The organism is Sporosarcina ureae (assembly GCF_029267015.1).
In the GTDB taxonomy this organism is placed as follows: domain Bacteria; phylum Bacillota; class Bacilli; order Bacillales_A; family Planococcaceae; genus Sporosarcina; species Sporosarcina ureae_D.
Window position 1 is genome coordinate 1 of record NZ_JARIEA010000083.1, and the last position, 17328, is coordinate 17328.

The window sequence follows — 17328 nt, forward strand, 5'->3', positions numbered from 1 at the left end:
AAGCATGTCAAAATGATGGTTGATAGACATATAAAGAACTCCTTTCAAAAATGATGGTATGTATCTTTACCATCTTTTTGAAAGAAGTACACCTATTTCTTAAGTTGACAGCTATGGGCTCAAGCCATGCCCGCAGGAAAGCGTCCGCTCGGAACGGAAATCCCCACCCCGATCCAAATGCCAGCCTTACCATCTCAAGTATAGTTAACGGTCTTTACACTTGATTCATCAAATAAAAAAACAACACATCCAATAGTAGGAAGTGTTGTCGGGATTGAATCAATCTTCATATTTTAATGGATCGCCTTCAAAGGCTTCATCCGCAATTTTAATTGAATCAGTAGGGCAGCCATCAAACGCATCCTCGAGATCCTCCATCAGTTCTTCTGGAACTTCAGTGTTTCCCGTGTTATCATCTAAAATAACAAATGCAATCCCCTCATCGTCATAATCATATATATCTGGTGCAGCAGCCCCGCAGGCCCCGCAAGCTATACACGTATCCTGATCGACAATCGTATATTTTTTGCTAGACATTTGTCTTTCTCCCTTCTTCCATTCACTCAACCTATTTTGTATCTACTCTATTCTAAAGCTGTTTTCATCACTTTTCAACAAAAAAACGTTATTTCTTCAGGAGGGAGCGCAAATGAGTTTTGATTCCATCTTACTAACGATCTTTCAACGCCTCCATGGTGAGCGTTCAGCGCAAGGAGTCTACCACATACTTCGTGGCAAACGATCAGGACAGACATTGCAAGACGTCGAATATTATCAAGTCAAATCATACTACGCACTGTTGCCACAGTTGTCATTAAGCGAATTCCAGCAGGCGCTGGAGAAGATGGTGGCGGACGGTCTAATCTATATAGATAAACTTGTTTATGTCACAGCAAAAGGTCAAATGGCAACAGGTAGTGAAATGTGGCGATTTAATGGCTGGGACTATCGTGGACGCGAAAGAGAATTCGGTAGGCGGTTGGCATTGACAGTTCAAACCTTGTCTAATTTGCGAAGTGGTGAAACTATGTTCATGCCGATTCAGAAAGAATTGCCTACTCAGCAATTTGTAAAAGGGTTTCTGCGTAATCAATCAAAACCGATGAATACACTATCTGTATCATTGCAGAAAGAATTGGAACAGGCGCTAATAAACGCTCAAGTACCGGAGCTACAATGTACAATAGTGATTGGTCGATTATCAGGATACCAGCTTACCGCCTTTACTTGGGAGCAGATGGCGGAAAGTCTCAACATGCCGATCCGTTCGATCCAACTTTATTATCTAGAAGCATTGCATATGTTGCTCGATTTTATTCACCAACAACGAAATACTCCGTTGCTGAAAGAATTAGCTGCAGGTTGTAGAGTGGACACGTATTTGACACAATCCGCTGAGAGAACAAGGAAGCTATTCGAGCGTGGTTATACCGTTGAACAAATTTCTTCTTTGCGGAATTTGAAATTAAGTACAATAGAAGATCATTTTATTGAAATGGCTGCGAATGTAGAAAATTTTCCTTATGAAGAGTTTGTGACAAACGAACAAATTGATCAAGTTTGGCGTCATGTAGAACAGATGCAAACAAAGCGATTACGTGTATTAAAAGAACAGTGTCCAGAATTGACGTATTTTCAACTACGATTAATAATCATTATTGGAAGGAGGGAGAGCTAATGGAGCTACAGGAAGTTTTGCATCAAAAATTCGGATATGAATCATTTCGTCCGGGACAACAAGAAGTCATTACAGAAATTCTTGCAGGAAGGGATGCGGTAGCAATTTTTCCTACAGGCATGGGGAAATCCCTTTGCTATCAGTTACCCGCGTATATGCTCAATGGTGCAGTGGTCATTATCTCTCCGCTCGTTGCGTTGATGGAAGATCAAGTTGCTAATTTACGTAAACATAAAGAGAAACGTGTTGTGGCCATTAATTCATTTTTATCCAGACAGGAGAAAGAATTAGCGCTGTCTACTTTATCTCAATATAAATTTATTTTTTTATCACCTGAAATGATGATGCAAAAACCTGTTCAACAACTCGTCAACCAATTACATATTGCTTTTTTCGTAGTAGATGAAGCGCATTGTATTTCAGAGTGGGGATTTGACTTTCGTCCAGACTATTTACGGTTAAAAGAACTATTTGCAGTTTCAAGAAGAGCACCAGTTTTGGCGTTAACGGCTACTGCGAATAAAAAAGTAGTGGGGGATATCACTACGTATTTGCAAATGAATAACCCGTATATTGAACGTCAGCCGATGGATCGAACGGCTATTTCGTATCGTGTATTGAAGATGGACAATGAATTAGCAAAGACAGAATGGGTTATCGACAGAATTTCTACGACAATCGGTCCTGGAATAATTTATGTAGCTTCACGAAAGCGTGCCGATGAACTGTCTGCAATCATCAGAGAAAGAGGCATCGCGACTGCTAGTTATCATGGGGGCAAAGAACAGGACGAACGGTCAATCATTCAAGAACAATTTGTCCAAGGAGAACTTGAGTGGATCTGCGCGACTAATGCATTCGGTATGGGAATTCATAAAGATGATATTCGACAAATTATTCATGAACATATCCCTGCCACTCCAAGTGCGTATATACAAGAAGTCGGGCGTGCAGGGCGTGACGGAGGAAAAGCAGCCGCCACTCTTTTGTATAATGATCGAGATATCCAGAAAGTGAAATTCATTGTCTATGAAGATTTGCCCGATGAACAGCAAACTCTCTATTATTCTTCTTTACTGCAAGCAGGAACTGGAGAGCAATTGGCTGCAGAACAAGCGGGATTGTCTGAAGTTTCATCCCGTCTACTTGATTATTATTTGGAACAATTTGATGTGGAAAATGTCGTTCGACAAATTCAGCAGATTTATCATGTAAAAGAGAAACAAATTGAGGAAATGGAAAGCTATATAAAATGTGATAGCTGCTTACGTAGAAAATTAGTGCAGTTTTTTGACGAAAACACTTCACCGGCAGAAATGGATTGCTGTTCAAACTGCCAGAATCTTGATGATAGCTGGCTGATGAAATCGGAATCTTTACCTGAGAGGGTCGCTAAGCCGTTACAGTGGCGTGAACGACTGCATCAATTATTAGGTTGATCCTAACTGTCTGTATTTACTTTTAAGACAAAATTCGGCATAATAGAAACAGATGAGTTTATGAGCGGACGTACTTTTCACGGATGAATAAACGAATTGCATCATATAATAGCAACAGACATTATGCGGTGTGAAGGAGAAATTAGACATGTTAAACGATCAATATAAGATGGATTTTGAACGGCAGCGAAAAGAGATTAAAGACAAAGTGCCTTCTGATAAACTTCCTTCCCGTGCAGAAGTACATGGAAAGAAGAAAGAGGAAAAATACGGTCGCGTGAAGATCATCAATATCTTTCTAGCAATCTTTACGCTAATTCCTATCATTATTTTACTCTACGTATTATCCGATCTCTATTCCCCTGACGTTCCCGACCAAGTGCCAGTGGAAAAAGTTGAGTTATCGGTTGGGTTTCATCCAACAATGACAGAATACGTGGGTGCAGTTTCATAAGGAAAGTAAAATGGTTGAGGGTATTATCGGAATCTTGCTATACTACTAATGAAATTTATTACTACAAAAGCAAAGTGGATACTTTGCTTTTTTCTATGGGAGCTGACTAATGAAAAAGGCAAAAACAGCAGGAATATCAGTTCTTTTATCAGCAATAACTACGTTGACGTATATGTATACGTTGGCCAATCGAAATCGTTTGCTAACGCATACTTTGTCGATTGATCCAAATCCTACTAAACAGTTGAATATATTCTTTATTTCGGATATACACAGACGTACTATTTCGCCTCGATTAATCGATGAATTACATACGCGTGCAATTGATGCAGTCATAGTAGGCGGAGATGTAGCGGAAAAAGGTGTACCTATGGAGCGGATTTTGCATAACATGCGTTTGCTGTCTTCAGTAGGACCGCTATTTTATATTTTCGGTAATAATGATAAAGAAGTTGGTAGAAAAAACATTTTGCAAGTGATGGATGAATTAGGCGCAACGGTACTCGTAGACAGTACAGCAACCGTACCAAATCATCCACGCTTCGGATTGTGTGGACTGCAGGATCGGAATAATGGTACCGTCGATATCAATAAAGCAATCGACTCAGCAAGTGGATATGAGTATTTAATTCTGGCTGTGCACAACCCTTCTTTGTTTAAAAAGGTAGAGGAGCAACTGCAACCTATATTGTCGCTTGCTGGGCACACACATGGTGGACAAATTAGATTTGGACCATGGGGATTGCAGGATCTAGGGTGTTACCAGATAACGAAATACGGTGCGAAATTAATCAGTAACGGCTATGGAACGACTAAGTTACCGTTACGACTCGGTGCAAAACCCGAATGTCATGTAGTGGAAGTTCGCTATTAGGCAGTAAGAAGTCAGGAGAGTAGATGTCATGAATTCTGTAGATGCAGTAATTGTCGGTGGCGGTCCATGTGGCCTGTCGGCGGCAATTGAACTACAAAATATCGGTTTGTCGGTAGTAGTAATTGAAAAAGGAAATATCGTGCATTCCATTTATAATTATCCGACTCACCAAACCTTTTTTAGTTCAAGCTTGAAGTTATCAATTGGCAAGACGCCATTTATTACGGCGATGGATAAACCGAAGCGTAATGATGCATTGGTCTATTATAGAACGGTTGCACAAATTGAAGAACTGCAAATTAATAGCCATGAGCGAGTGGAAGATGTAGTTAAAAATGGTGATCAATTCACCGTGAAAACGGATAAAGCGATCTATAGTGCGAAGTATGTTGTAGTAGCAACAGGTTATTATGATCAGCCAAACCGTTTACATGTAGAAGGAGAAGATTTGCCAACTGTTTTCCATTACTTTAAAGAAGCACATCCATATTTCAATAAAAAAGTAACAGTCATTGGTGGCAAAAATTCTGCAGTCGATGCGGCATTGGAATTACAGCGTGCTGGAGCGCACGTTACGGTCGTTTACCGTAATGATACGTATTCAAAAAGTGTCAAACCTTGGATTTTGCCTGGCTTTGATAGTTTAGTGCGGAATGGTCAAATCGATATGTACTTCAATGCGGACGTTACCAAAATCAATGAAAAAGCTGTCACCGTTAATCAGCAAGGTGAAACGTTTGATCTCGAAAGTGACTATGTCTTTGCGATGATTGGCTATCATCCGGACCATGCTTTTTTACGTAAAATAGGGATCGAGGTGGATGAAACATCAGGCCGTCCTATTTTCAATGAAGATTCGATGGAAACAAACGTGGAGAATTTATTTATAGCAGGTGTCATTGCGGCAGGCAATAATGCCAATGAAATTTTCATCGAAAATGGACGTTTCCATGGTGGAATGATTGCGCAATCAATCGAACAACAGAAGTAAATCGAAAAGTCGCTTGCCTTATAGGTCAGGCGACTTTTGTCGTTTAGTGTGTGATATACTATCGACATGAGGAGGCGCTTATGTTTATCTTACTGACAGTCGCAATAGCGCCGGCGCTGGCACTTTTCAGTTATTTGTATTTACGTAAGCAAATTGCCAAGGAGCCATCCAAGTCGCTATTCCATGCATTCATTTATGGTGCGATCATGACATTCCCGATTTTGTTTATTCAACACGTTTTTGAGGAAGAGCATGTATTTAATAATGAGTTTTTCCGCAATGTATTATTTACAAGCAGTTTAGAAGAGTTTTTTAAGTGGATTATTATTTTTATTCTCGTTTATAAAACAATTGAATTTGAAGATGCCTATGATGGAATATTGTATGGAGCGAGTGTATCACTTGGATTCGCTACTGTAGAAAACATTTTATATTTACTGTCTTTCGGTTTGGACACAGCTTTTATTCGAGCATTGCTTCCGGTCTCAAGTCACGCGTTATTTGGTGTGGTCATGGGCTATTATTTTGGTAAAGCTAAGTTTTCTATAGTGTCAGAAAAAGCGAAGTGGATCGCCGTTGCATTTTTGGCACCATTTTTGCTTCATGTACTTTATAATTCGATTTTATTTACGTATGATTATTGGTTATATTTAATGATCCCTTTCATGCTGTTCCTTTGGTGGTTTGGACTAACACGAGTAAAGTACGCACACACTTTTGCGATGCAGCAATTTAGAAAAAGAAATCAATCAAACTTTTAGAAATCCGTCTGAATTAATCAGACGGATTTTTTGCCTTATAAAATACTGCATATTGGACAAACTACAAGGAAGCACAATTTTTTGGAGGTGGATGTCTATGAAGCGAATTACAAAACGCTTCCTATTTTTATTACTGGCAGGCATCATGATGTTTTCTTTCTTTGCGAGTCATAGTGAAGCATTCAGTGGACGTGACTTGGCAAAAGGTGCAAAAGGAGATGATGTCATTGAGTTACAAGCGCGACTTCAATATATCGGTTTCTATCATGGAGAGATTGATGGCAATTTTGGATTTGGGACTTACTGGGCATTGCGCAATTTCCAAGAGCAATACGGTTTACCACTTGACGGGATTGCCGGGAAAGGAACCCAGAAGAAGTTGCAAGGAATTACTGATTACGATGAGAAGTATGTAAAGGGACAGATTGCTAAGGGCAACCAATTTACCTATTATGGTGGTCAGTCGCTGGAATCGCAGGTGAAAAAGGGAGGCGCGCCACATAAACAATCGCAAACTCAAATGCAAGCGCCACCTAAATACACTGACCAAGATATTAATTTATTAGCGAATGCAGTATATGGTGAATCTCGTGGAGAGCCATACGAGGGGCAAGTGGCTGTGGCGGCAGTTATTTTAAATCGTGTTGAACATGCAGACTTTCCTGATTCAATTGGCGGGGTTATATTTCAACCAGGCGCGTTTACTGCGGTTGCGGATGGACAGATTTGGCTGACACCGAATGAGCGCGCGAAAGAAGCCGTCATCGATGCAATCAACGGCTGGGATCCTTCAGAGAACGCTATTTACTATTTCAATCCAATTACCGCAACTAGCAAATGGATTTGGTCGAGACCACAAATTAAGAAAATCGGTTTACACATATTTTGTGACTAATAGAAAGGAGGACCTAGCTTATTATGAAAAGCATGATTTTCATTTTGACCTATTCATTTATTGTATTAGGGATCTATACGTTTGGGACAGTGCGTGAAAATGAAGAGTTATCGATTGCACTGAATGGTCAGTATTCGAAAAGTATGACAGATGCCTCGCAAAAACTTGGGGAGTTGGAAGAGGCGGTAAACAAGTCGTTGCTCTTTGAAGATCAAAAAAGTTCCGCAAAAGAGAGAGAAGATATTTGGCGTTTGTCTTCGGACATCAAATCGTCCATTTCCTCTCTACCTGTCGATGAAAGTTTCTCTACTTCCTGGATGAATTACTTAGGAAGGTTAGGGAATTTTGCCAAGGAATCTACGGAAAATGGTGAACCTGACGAATATTACGGTGTAATGCAACGAGCTTCAGAAAATCTTAATGAATTGACGAATGAATGGCAATTGGCAACAAAAGATATGTTTTCAAGAAGGATGTCGATGAGTAACTGGGAAAAGAAGTTGCGTGACTCGTCAGATGGCAAGGCGAATTGGTCGAAAATGGGAGAGTCTGTCATGCAATATACAGAATCGGTATTCCCTTTAACGGCAAGTGAGTCTGATGCTCAGAAGAAAAAAGAGTTGCGCGATATAAAAGAAAAGAAAATAAGCGAAGACGAGGCGATACAGAAATTCAAAAAGCTTCTGCCCGACGTGTCGAATGATATCATTGCAGCTGAAAGAAGTAGGAAAGGTGCTCCCTATCCGTTTTATCATATCCGTTTTGCGGAAAACTCTTCAATCGGCTATATTGATCTAACTGAAAAAGGTGGTCATGTATTGTCCTATCTTGTGGAGCGCCGCATGGGTAAACCTACAGTGTCGTATGAAGAATTAGAGAAGTTAGCTGACGAGTTTTTACAGAAAGCTGATTATAAAGATTTGGTTCTCGAAGAAGCGAGAGAGAACGATACGGCTTGGCACTTTGTTTATGTACGCGTGTATCCCGAAAATGGGGCTAAAGTATTCTCGGACCCGATTCATATCAAATTAGCAAAAGATAACGGAGAAGTGATCGGTCTCAATGCGTCCGAATATATTCGTAAAGAGAAACCCAAACCGCAACCTATACGTACAGCAGAGTGGCACACATTCTTCAGACCTGAAGTTACGGTCATGAAACAAGAGCTCGCTTATGTAGAAAACAGTCAAATGCAACAGCGTCTTGCGCACTATCTCACGGTCGTTTCAGGCGAAGAGAATGTGGAGACATACAAAATTCTTGTCGACACTGATACATTAGAAGTAATTACGACAGAAAAACAATAAGAAAAGGATTGGAAAAATGTACTCCACATGACATAATGAATGTATAGGACGAATGGCAGGTGGAGAAATGAAATTAACTATCGGAACGGTATTAACAATCGAAAAGGATTACACGGAAGAATCGGAGAAATTCAAGTGTCGTGTAGTTGATATTGAAGGTGATGATCACTTTATGATGGATTACCCTATCAATATGGCAACAGGAAAAACGGCGTTCTTCATAGATGGCACACAATTATTAGTAACGTTCGTGGACGACTATAAGATGTCTTACGCATTTCGTACCGAAGTGCATAGCCGTATCAATCGAACAATTCCTATGCTTAAACTGGAATATCCCGGAGATAAGCAGCTGATGAAGATCCAGAGAAGAGAATTCGTTCGTGTAGATACTTCGCTCGACGTGGCATTGCAAGCCGATGCCACCTCACTACAGTTAGTTTCAATGGATCTGAGTGCTGGCGGCTTAGCGGTCAATATGAAAGATCATGATTATTTTGCACCAAACGAAGAGGTAAAGTTGATCATTGTGTTGTATTTCTCAAAAACAGAAATCAAATATGTTTCGTGTAACGCAAGAGTAGTAAGGAATTGGGAAAGCGAGAAACGCAGACTGACATCTTTCAAGTTTGATGAGGTAGATGAGAAAGACCGACAACATATTATTCGCTATTGTTTTGAACGACAGCTTGAATTACGAAATAACTAACAGGAAAGTCTGTTCACAGCAGACTTTTCTTTTTTGCATATGGTACAATAAAGGCGTAAATGGAGGGGTTTTCAGCATGAATAGTGGAATGAGAATCGCAATTGACGGCCCTGCAGCAGCGGGTAAAAGTACAATTGCTAAATTAGTAGCTAAGAAATTAGGATACACGTATATCGATACAGGAGCCATGTATCGTGCTATTACTTACAAAGTACTTCAAAGTGCCATTGATCCGCGCGATGAAGAAGAAATTACTAAATTAATTGCACAAACTGAAATTGAATTGCAACCAGACGGAGGACTACAAAAAGTTTTGTTAGATGGTATTGAAGTGACGGATGCGATACGTTCTCATGAAGTGACAACAAACGTTTCAGCGATCGCTGCATTGACATCTGTTCGTGAATTATTGGTTGCTAAACAACAAGATCTTGCTGCGCAATCATCCGTTGTAATGGATGGTAGAGATATCGGGACTGCTGTTTTACCTGAAGCTGAACTGAAAATCTTCATGACAGCTTCTGTAGAAGAACGTGCAGAGCGTCGTTTGCTAGAGGAGCAACAGCGTGGCATGACGTCAGATTATGAAACATTGAAAAGAGAAATTAGCGAAAGAGACCAAGCGGATAGCGAACGCAAGATTTCGCCATTAAAAAAAGCAGAAGATGCGATTACAATTGACACAACAGGGAAGACAATAGAAGAAGTGACGAATCGTATTATCGAATATGCCGAAAAGAGGTTAGCATGATGAATTTATATCCACTCGGCAAATTTTTGATTAGTACTGTTTGCTATCCACTCTATCGAATTAAAGTAATAGGCAAAGAAAATTTTCCTAAAGAGGGCGGCGTACTTTTATGTACCAATCATATAGACAATTTGGATCCGCCTGTAGTTGGAATCACATGTCCTAGAACTGTTCATTTTATGGCTAAAGAGGAGCTTTTTGATAAGCCTATTCTTAAAACGCTATTGCCGCAAGTACAAGCATATCCCGTAAAACGTGGTATGAGTGACCGTGAGGCGTTCCGGAAAACGATCAAACTATTGCGAGACAATAAAGTAGTCGGCCTTTTTCCTGAAGGAACTAGAAGTAAAACTGGAGAAATTGGAAAGGGGTTAGCAGGAGCAGGTTTCTTCGCGCTAAAAGGAGGGGAAGCGAAAGTGGTCCCTTGTGCGATCATTGGACCATACAAAGCCTTCTCGCAACTGAAAGTCGTGTATGGCGAAGCGATGGACATGACGCCTTATCGTGAAAGAAAAGCATCTGCCGAAGAGGTAACAGATGCAATCATGGCAGAGATTGCTAAGTTGATTGAACAGTACAAATAAAAGAATAAGTGCAATTTTTTGTTTTTAAGTCTCGATTCGCATAATATAGAGGTAAGATTCATTATGGAGGAGGACTACATATGACTGAAGAGATGAATATGGATGAAGTTAAAGAATACGGTGAAGGTGCACACGTAACAGGTGTAGTGACGAAGGTTGAAGAGAAATCGGTGACTGTTGAAATCGCAGGCGCTCCTTTTGACGGCGTGATTCCGATCAGTGAACTTTCCAGCTTGCATATTGAAAAAGCAGCAGATGCAGTCTCAGTCGGTGACGAATTAGAATTGGCGATTACTAAAGTGGAAGATGAGACGTACGTCTTGTCTAAACGCCAAGTGGATGCAGAGAACGCATGGGGTTCATTGGAAGAGAAATTTGAAAATGGTGAGATCATCGAAACGGAAGTAAAGGACGTAGTAAAGGGTGGACTTGTTGTTGACCTTGGCGTTCGTGGATTTATCCCCGCTTCTTTAGTAGAAGATCACTTTGTAGAATCATTTGATGATTATCAAGGTCGTACGATGACTTTCAAAATCGTTGAAATGGATAAAGAGAAGAATCGTTTGATCTTGTCTCACCGTGCAGTTGTTCAAGCAGAAAATGACAAGAAAAAAGAGGCTGCACTTTCTGAAATTCAAGAAGGAGACGTTCTAAACGGTACAGTACAACGTATCGCTTCTTTCGGGGCGTTCGTTGATATTGGCGGCGTCGATGGGTTGGTTCACATTTCTCAAATTTCACACGGACATATCGAAAGTGTGTCAGACGTGTTGAAAGAAGGAGACGAAATCCAAGTCAAAGTATTGTCTGTTGACCGTGATGCGGAACGCGTATCTTTATCCATTAAAGATACATTGCCTGGTCCATGGGAAAATATCGAAGAGAAAGCGGAAGTCGGCTCTGTACTGGACGGCACTGTGAAACGACTTGTGGCATACGGCGCATTCGTTGAAATCTTGCCTGGTGTAGAAGGACTTGTACACATCTCACGTATTGCACATGAGCATATCGGGACACCACAAGAAGTGCTTGAGGAAGGGCAGTCCGTACAAGTCAAAGTATTGGACGTCAATCCACAGGAAAAGCGTATCTCATTGAGCATTAAAGATCTTACAGAAAAGCCAAAAGAAGCACGTGAAGAAAACTTCAGCTATGAAATGCCTGAAGAAACGACTGGCTTCTCACTTGCGGATGTAATTGGCGACCAACTAAAGAAATTCCAGGAATAATCTTGGGAATGTGATAAACTAGCCACAAATGATGAATAAGCGTAACGGGAATGATGATGCTTTCATATGCATCATCATTCTTTTTGTGTATAATATTCAAAGATAGGTCGGAAGGGTGTAATGAAAGAAAATGAAAAAACCAACAGTAGCAATCGTAGGAAGACCAAACGTCGGCAAGTCGACAATCTTTAACCGGATCGTAGGCGAACGTATTTCTATCGTAGAAGACGTTGCCGGTGTAACGCGAGATCGTATATACAGTGCAGCAGAGTGGTTGAATTATGAGTTTAACTTAATTGACACGGGCGGTATTGAACTTCGTGATGAGCCGTTACTCGATCAAATTCGTTTACAGGCTGAAATTGCCATTGAAGAAGCCGATGTCATCATCTTCTTGACAAATGGTAGAGATGGCGTGACGGATTCGGATGAACATGTAGCACGGATGTTGTATAAAACGAATAAGCCAGTCGTATTGGCAGTGAATAAAGTAGACAATCCAGAAATGCGAGATATGATCTATGACTTTTACTCACTAGGATTTGGCGAACCTTATCCAATTTCAGGATCACACGGTCTAGGGCTTGGTGATTTATTGGATGCGATGGCGGAGAGCTTTAAAGATATGGATTTAGAAGAAGAGGAAGACGATTCCATTAAATTCTGTTTAATTGGACGTCCGAATGTTGGAAAATCGTCACTTGTGAACGCGTTACTCGGAGAAGACCGCGTCATCGTAAGTGATATAGCAGGTACAACAACAGACGCAATTGACTCCACGAAAGTAGTGGATGGACAAGAGTTTAGAATTATCGACACTGCGGGAATGCGTAAAAAAGGGAAAGTATACGAAAACACGGAGAAGTACAGTGTCCTACGTGCCTTAAAAGCCATTGACCGTTCAGATGTTGTATTAATTGTTATGAACGCAGAAGAAGGTATTCGTGAGCAAGACAAGCGTGTAGCCGGCTTTGCTGAAGAGGCAGGTAAAGGTGTCATGTTTGTTGTCAACAAATGGGATACACTTGAAAAAGATGACAAGACAATGAATAACTTTATCGATGATATTCGTGATCAGTTTAGATTCCTTGATTATGCACCTATATTCTTCGTTTCAGCTAAAACGAAACAACGTGTGCATACATTGTTCTCTAATATTTTAATGATTAGTGAAAATCATGCGTTGCGTATTCAGTCGAGTGTTCTGAATGAGGTAGTGGAAGATGCGGTAGCTAGAAATCCTGCGCCTTCAGATAAAGGACGTCGTTTACGGATTTACTATGCAACTCAAGTTGCTGTCAAGCCGCCAACGTTCGTAGTCTTTGTCAACGAACCGGAACTTATGCACTTTTCTTATCAACGCTTTTTACAGAACAGATTGCGTGAAGCCTTTGGATTTGAAGGAACACCAATCCGCTTAATTACAAGAGCAAGAAGTTAAATACACAAACAGAAAGGGCGGAGGTAATGGAAAAAGTCTCTATAATCGGTGCAGGCAGTTGGGGAACAGCACTTGCTTTTGTGCTGGCTGAAAATGGACATGACAGCTTAATTTGGACAAGACGTGCAGAGCAAGCGGATGAAATCAATAGTCAGCATACGAACAACCAATACTTACCTCAGGTGAATCTGCCCGAAAACCTTAACTCTACTAGTGAACTACAAGAAGCGGTACAGCATGCGCAAACTATTGTGCTTGCTGTACCGACAGTTGCGATGCGTGAGACGTGCCGTCGTATACAAGAATCACTGACCGAACCGGCTGTGTTTGTCCATGTCTCCAAGGGGATTGATCCCAATACATTGGAACGGATTTCCGAAATCATTGCGGATGAAATAGACGAAGAACTGCGTGAGGCCATTGTCGTCCTGTCTGGACCTAGCCACGCAGAAGAAGTGGTACTTCGACACCCTACAACGGTAGCAGCGGCTTCGAGCAACATGGAAGCAGCAGAACGTGTGCAGGATTTATTTATGAGCAATTATTTCCGTGTCTATACGAATAAAGATGTCATCGGCGTGGAGCTTGGTGGTGCATTGAAAAATGTCATCGCGTTAGCTGCCGGTATTTCTGATGGTCTAGGTTACGGTGATAACGCGAAAGCGGCACTGATTACGAGAGGTCTAGCAGAAATTACACGACTTGGCGTCAAAATGGGCGCAGATCAACAAACGTTTTCAGGTTTAACGGGGCTTGGGGACTTGGTCGTTACATGTACAAGTGTCCACTCTAGAAACTGGAGAGCCGGAAATTCACTTGGAAAAGGTCAAACTCTTGAGAGAGTGACTGAAGAGATGGGAATGGTCATAGAAGGCGTTCGTACTACAAAGGCTGCCTATCAGTTGGCTGAACAGTTTGGCGTCAATATGCCGCTAACTGAAGCACTGTATTCTATACTATTCGGCAACGTTCCACCTAAACAAGCAGTAGATGAATTAATGAACCGTGGAAAGAAACAAGAAATCGATACATTTTTCGGTATCTAAACAGTAGGAGGGTGACAATTTTGTCCTCGTTAGATAAAATGTGGCTATCTTTTTACGCAATGGGATTCATGGTTGTTTCAATGGGCTTGATCTATTTAAGTCGTTATAAAATAAAAAACCGTGTACTACAAATCTTATTTGCGATTATTGCCTATACACTATTAATTTCATCGTTCTTTGCAATGGTCTATTTGGTATTCAACGGACCGACTGGAGGGGCGTAACGTATGAATAAACGATTACTTATACTGTCAGTTATGATCTGTGGATTATTACTGTCGGCTTGTGGCGGTCGTCCACCAGAAGAGAAGCAAGCAAGCGAAACACCGTACCCTGATCAGCAAGAAACAATCCAGAAGGCTGTTGAGCGCTACCAAGAACAAACGGGTGGTCTATTACCCATCAAAACACGCGATCAAGAAACCGATCAATTTATCAAATATCCTATCGAGTTCTCGAAAATCGTTCCAGACTTCACTGAAAAGATTCCGTCCAACGCATTCGAAAACGGTGGCATTTTCCAATACGTTCTCATGGATGTAGAAGAAAATCCGACTGTTAAACTAGTCGACTTGCGGACTACTGAAAAACTGCGCGACATAAATTTGCGCAAATTTATTAATGGAGAACTACCATTCTTGGATCCAGTCGGGGACAATGTCTATGCAGTAGACTTTAAGAAAATGGGCTTCGAAGAACCACTAACGGTCCAAAGCCCTTACTCCGACGCGCACCTACCCATCGTAGTAGGCGGCGACGGAAACTTCTACGTAGACTACTCGATCGACCTTAACAAGATCTTGATGGAGAAAAAGCCGGAAATAGAACCAGGCACAGACATTCGTTATCTACTATACGAAGACTCCCTAGTCCTCCCGGCATACTCCTTGCCTTACACAGTAGACGAAAACAACGAACCTGTGTTTATGAAGAAATAACGATCTCTAACTTGCAGGTGACCCCATGTATTAACTTTTGAATCTTACATATTCAGAGAGTAATACAAACTGTCACCACTTTATAACTAGGATTGTAGTGGAAGGCGGCGACTCCCGCGGGAATAGCATGAGCTTGAGACCCTGGACTGAACGAAGTGAGGGAAGCGGCTCAAGCCATGCCCGCAGGAAAGCGTCCGCCTGGAACGGAAATCCCGAATGACTATCCAAGTTTAGTAACATATTAGAAGGAAATTTCATACCATTACCTAAAAACCGTTTCATGCAATCATGCATGAAACGGTTTTCTATTTCATAAGCTACAATGCGGAGAAAAAGGAGGGCTAATGATGAAAGAAGAACTATACGAAAACTTAGCTAGAAGAACAGACGGCGACATTTATATAGGTGTGGTAGGCCCTGTTCGAGTAGGGAAATCCACTTTTGTCAAACGAGTCATGGAGGAAGTCGTAATTCCTAACATGACGGATGCCAATGATCGAATACGAGCACAAGACGAACTTCCCCAAAGTTCACCAGGTCCCGTAATTATGACTGCAGAACCTAAATTCGTACCTGCCCAAGGAACAAGCGTTTCAATCGGGGATGGCGAACTAGAATTCCAAATTCGCCTAGCAGACTGTGTAGGTTACGTCATTGATGGCGTGAAAGGATATGAAGACGAGGACGGACCGAAATATGTCCATACACCTTGGCATAACGAACCTATACCGTTCCAGGAAGCAGCACGTATCGGAACGGACAAAGTCATTCGTGATCATTCAACAATTGGTATCTTGCTGACAACAGACGGTACGGTGAATAATATTTCACGGGCTGCTGCTGAAGTCGCGGAGAAAGAAATTGTTGCCAAATTGCAAGAGATCGGTAAACCATTTGTCATTGTGTTGAACTCTAAAATGCCTGCTCATGAAAAAGCATTGGAACTAAAACATCAATTGCATGAAAAGTATGGAGTTCCAGTCATTGCAATCAGTGCGGATCAGCTCAACGCAGCAGAGATCCAGTTGATTCTTAAAGAGGCACTGTATGAATTCCCAATTACAGATATCGAACTACAGCGCCCGGATTGGATGGAAGAGCTAGGAGATAGTCATAAACTGAATTCACGTATCGATCAGCTGATTACAGACGGGTTCCTCGGCGTCTCGAAGATTCGTAAAGTCCAGGAGATTGCAGAGTTATTGCAAGAAGAGGAGTTTATTAAGCAAGCGGAAGTAATAGAAGTGGATGCGGGTAAAGGCCGAGCGATCGTGAAGATTGATATGGATGAGCAAGCCTTCGTTAATGTTTGTGAAGAGTTTATGGGGACAGAAATGCGTTCTAAGAAAGATTGGCTCGTATTTATTCAAGAAGCCGTGAAAGCGAAAAAGTCTTATGATATGTATGCTGAAGCGATCGATACAGCGAAGAAGTCGGGGTATGGTGTTGCGTTGCCATCGATCGAAGATTTCCAGCCGACTGCTCCTGAATTAATTAAACAAGATACGTTTTATGGTGTAAAAATGAAAGCAAAAGCACCGTCGCTTCATATTATTCGAATCGATATGGAAGCAGAATTTGCTCCATTGATCGGCTCTGAATTCCATAGTCACCACTTGTTAAAAGAATTAAAAAATGCCTTTTTACATGATCGAGAAGCGCTGTGGGAAACGCAATTATTCGGTACACCACTTCATGAAGTTATGAAAGAAAGTATCCGATATAAGACTGCAGCGGTTCCAGATCGAGCGAGAAAACGACTGCGTGAAACAATTGAACAAATGGTGAACGATGGAAATAAAGGTATGATTACTTTTATTGTGTAAGCTGAAATAGCTAAAAAAAGTATAATTAGTAGAGTGTGAAGAGAAGAAAGATCCGTCAAAAACGGGTCTTTTTTCTATGCTTTTCCATGAAAATCGCTTGAAATGCCGAGAATAAAGGAAAAGCGCGATAATATTGTTGCACCTCAGTTTTTCTTATGTTACTCTTTTTACAGTGTTAACAGCAATAGCATCCCCTTTGAGAGGAGGTGAACGGTGTGAATAAAACAGAATTAATTAACTCTGTAGCAGAAGCGGCAGGTCTAACAAAAAAAGACGCAACTAAAGCTGTTGAAGCTGTATTCGATACAATTCAATCAACTCTTGCTAACGGTGATAAAGTTCAATTGATTGGTTTCGGAAACTTTGAAGTGCGCGAACGTGCTGCACGTAAAGGACGTAACCCAC

19 protein-coding genes are annotated in these 17328 nt (G+C 41.2%); 18 read left to right on the forward strand and 1 reads right to left on the reverse strand.

What is annotated here, in order from left to right:
• Positions 1 to 279: 279 nt before the first annotated feature.
• Positions 280 to 537, reverse strand: coding sequence for a ferredoxin (locus Q7P97_RS14750; protein ID WP_085428783.1), 258 nt, complete (start codon positions 535 to 537; stop codon positions 280 to 282).
• A 112-nt stretch (positions 538 to 649) separates the two neighbouring features.
• Here Q7P97_RS14750 and Q7P97_RS14755 point away from each other — a divergent pair, with 112 nt between their 5' ends.
• From Q7P97_RS14755 to Q7P97_RS14840, 18 genes are all read left to right on the forward strand, one after another.
• Positions 650 to 1678, forward strand: coding sequence for a YpbB family protein (locus Q7P97_RS14755; RefSeq protein ID WP_303970242.1), 1029 nt, complete (start codon positions 650 to 652; stop codon positions 1676 to 1678).
• Positions 1678 to 3117, forward strand: coding sequence for a RecQ family ATP-dependent DNA helicase (locus Q7P97_RS14760; protein WP_303970244.1), 1440 nt, complete (start codon positions 1678 to 1680; stop codon positions 3115 to 3117). The genes Q7P97_RS14755 and Q7P97_RS14760 overlap by 1 nt, the downstream gene beginning before the upstream one ends.
• A gap of 148 nt (positions 3118 to 3265) precedes the next feature.
• A complete protein-coding gene (locus Q7P97_RS14765) occupies positions 3266 to 3571 on the forward strand; it encodes a hypothetical protein (protein WP_303970246.1) in 306 nt (101 codons plus the stop codon).
• 109 nt (positions 3572 to 3680) lie between these two features.
• A complete protein-coding gene (locus Q7P97_RS14770) occupies positions 3681 to 4445 on the forward strand; it encodes a metallophosphoesterase (RefSeq protein WP_303970248.1) in 765 nt (254 codons plus the stop codon).
• Positions 4446 to 4473: 28 nt separating this feature from the next.
• Positions 4474 to 5436 carry a YpdA family putative bacillithiol disulfide reductase gene (locus Q7P97_RS14775; RefSeq protein ID WP_303970250.1) on the forward strand — a complete coding sequence of 321 codons (963 nt, stop codon included), beginning with the start codon at positions 4474 to 4476 and terminating at the stop codon, positions 5434 to 5436.
• 80 nt (positions 5437 to 5516) lie between these two features.
• A complete protein-coding gene (gene prsW, locus Q7P97_RS14780) occupies positions 5517 to 6197 on the forward strand; it encodes a glutamic-type intramembrane protease PrsW (RefSeq protein WP_303970252.1) in 681 nt (226 codons plus the stop codon).
• 97 nt (positions 6198 to 6294) lie between these two features.
• A complete protein-coding gene (gene sleB, locus Q7P97_RS14785; RefSeq protein ID WP_085428790.1) occupies positions 6295 to 7092 on the forward strand; it encodes a spore cortex-lytic enzyme in 798 nt (265 codons plus the stop codon).
• Between the two features lie 23 nt (positions 7093 to 7115).
• Positions 7116 to 8399 carry a PepSY1/2 domain-containing protein gene (locus tag Q7P97_RS14790; protein ID WP_303970254.1) on the forward strand — a complete coding sequence of 428 codons (1284 nt, stop codon included), beginning with the start codon at positions 7116 to 7118 and terminating at the stop codon, positions 8397 to 8399.
• A 67-nt stretch (positions 8400 to 8466) separates the two neighbouring features.
• Complete coding sequence (locus tag Q7P97_RS14795) at positions 8467 to 9108, forward strand: flagellar brake protein (protein ID WP_303970256.1); 642 nt, start codon at positions 8467 to 8469, stop codon at positions 9106 to 9108.
• A gap of 76 nt (positions 9109 to 9184) precedes the next feature.
• The gene (gene cmk / locus Q7P97_RS14800; RefSeq protein ID WP_303970257.1) at positions 9185 to 9859 is read left to right on the forward strand and encodes a (d)CMP kinase; all 675 of its coding nucleotides are present in this window, start codon (positions 9185 to 9187) and stop codon (positions 9857 to 9859) included.
• Entirely contained in the window at positions 9859 to 10443 is a 585-nt protein-coding gene (locus Q7P97_RS14805; RefSeq protein ID WP_303970273.1) for a lysophospholipid acyltransferase family protein, read from the forward strand. Before cmk ends, Q7P97_RS14805 begins: the two co-directional genes overlap by 1 nt.
• An 80-nt stretch (positions 10444 to 10523) precedes the next feature.
• Entirely contained in the window at positions 10524 to 11672 is a 1149-nt protein-coding gene (gene rpsA, locus Q7P97_RS14810) for a 30S ribosomal protein S1 (protein WP_303970260.1), read from the forward strand.
• 130 nt (positions 11673 to 11802) lie between these two features.
• Positions 11803 to 13113, forward strand: coding sequence for a ribosome biogenesis GTPase Der (gene der, locus Q7P97_RS14815; RefSeq protein ID WP_303970262.1), 1311 nt, complete (start codon positions 11803 to 11805; stop codon positions 13111 to 13113).
• A gap of 26 nt (positions 13114 to 13139) precedes the next feature.
• Positions 13140 to 14159 carry an NAD(P)H-dependent glycerol-3-phosphate dehydrogenase gene (locus tag Q7P97_RS14820; protein ID WP_303970264.1) on the forward strand — a complete coding sequence of 340 codons (1020 nt, stop codon included), beginning with the start codon at positions 13140 to 13142 and terminating at the stop codon, positions 14157 to 14159.
• An 11-nt stretch (positions 14160 to 14170) separates the two neighbouring features.
• Positions 14171 to 14383 carry a DUF2768 domain-containing protein gene (locus tag Q7P97_RS14825; RefSeq protein ID WP_483315746.1) on the forward strand — a complete coding sequence of 71 codons (213 nt, stop codon included), beginning with the start codon at positions 14171 to 14173 and terminating at the stop codon, positions 14381 to 14383.
• Positions 14384 to 14386: 3 nt separating this feature from the next.
• A complete protein-coding gene (locus Q7P97_RS14830) occupies positions 14387 to 15097 on the forward strand; it encodes a YphF family lipoprotein (protein WP_303970268.1) in 711 nt (236 codons plus the stop codon).
• A 347-nt stretch (positions 15098 to 15444) separates the two neighbouring features.
• Positions 15445 to 16923: a stage IV sporulation protein A gene (gene spoIVA / locus Q7P97_RS14835; protein ID WP_303970269.1), complete on the forward strand. Its 1479-nt coding sequence runs from the start codon at positions 15445 to 15447 to the stop codon at positions 16921 to 16923.
• A 215-nt stretch (positions 16924 to 17138) separates the two neighbouring features.
• A partial coding sequence (locus tag Q7P97_RS14840) for an HU family DNA-binding protein (RefSeq protein ID WP_301109961.1) occupies positions 17139 to 17328 on the forward strand: 190 nt, incomplete at its 3' end.

Bases quoted from the DNA above. Each gene is read 5' to 3' on its own strand.
- spoIVA (WP_303970269.1), top strand. From the start codon at position 15,445: ATGAAAGAAGAACTATACGAAAACTTAGCTAGAAGAACAGACGGCGAC.
- Q7P97_RS14805 (WP_303970273.1), top strand. From the start codon at position 9,859: ATGAATTTATATCCACTCGGCAAATTTTTGATTAGTACTGTTTGCTAT.
- Q7P97_RS14790 (WP_303970254.1), top strand. From the start codon at position 7,116: ATGAAAAGCATGATTTTCATTTTGACCTATTCATTTATTGTATTAGGG.
- cmk (WP_303970257.1), top strand. From the start codon at position 9,185: ATGAATAGTGGAATGAGAATCGCAATTGACGGCCCTGCAGCAGCGGGT.
- der (WP_303970262.1), top strand. From the start codon at position 11,803: ATGAAAAAACCAACAGTAGCAATCGTAGGAAGACCAAACGTCGGCAAG.
- Q7P97_RS14770 (WP_303970248.1), top strand. From the start codon at position 3,681: ATGAAAAAGGCAAAAACAGCAGGAATATCAGTTCTTTTATCAGCAATA.
- rpsA (WP_303970260.1), top strand. From the start codon at position 10,524: ATGACTGAAGAGATGAATATGGATGAAGTTAAAGAATACGGTGAAGGT.
- sleB (WP_085428790.1), top strand. From the start codon at position 6,295: ATGAAGCGAATTACAAAACGCTTCCTATTTTTATTACTGGCAGGCATC.
- Q7P97_RS14760 (WP_303970244.1), top strand. From the start codon at position 1,678: ATGGAGCTACAGGAAGTTTTGCATCAAAAATTCGGATATGAATCATTT.
- Q7P97_RS14755 (WP_303970242.1), top strand. From the start codon at position 650: ATGAGTTTTGATTCCATCTTACTAACGATCTTTCAACGCCTCCATGGT.
- Q7P97_RS14830 (WP_303970268.1), top strand. From the start codon at position 14,387: ATGAATAAACGATTACTTATACTGTCAGTTATGATCTGTGGATTATTA.
- Q7P97_RS14795 (WP_303970256.1), top strand. From the start codon at position 8,467: ATGAAATTAACTATCGGAACGGTATTAACAATCGAAAAGGATTACACG.
- Q7P97_RS14775 (WP_303970250.1), top strand. From the start codon at position 4,474: ATGAATTCTGTAGATGCAGTAATTGTCGGTGGCGGTCCATGTGGCCTG.
- Q7P97_RS14820 (WP_303970264.1), top strand. From the start codon at position 13,140: ATGGAAAAAGTCTCTATAATCGGTGCAGGCAGTTGGGGAACAGCACTT.
- Q7P97_RS14750 (WP_085428783.1), bottom strand. From the start codon at position 537: ATGTCTAGCAAAAAATATACGATTGTCGATCAGGATACGTGTATAGCT.
- prsW (WP_303970252.1), top strand. From the start codon at position 5,517: ATGTTTATCTTACTGACAGTCGCAATAGCGCCGGCGCTGGCACTTTTC.
- Q7P97_RS14765 (WP_303970246.1), top strand. From the start codon at position 3,266: ATGTTAAACGATCAATATAAGATGGATTTTGAACGGCAGCGAAAAGAG.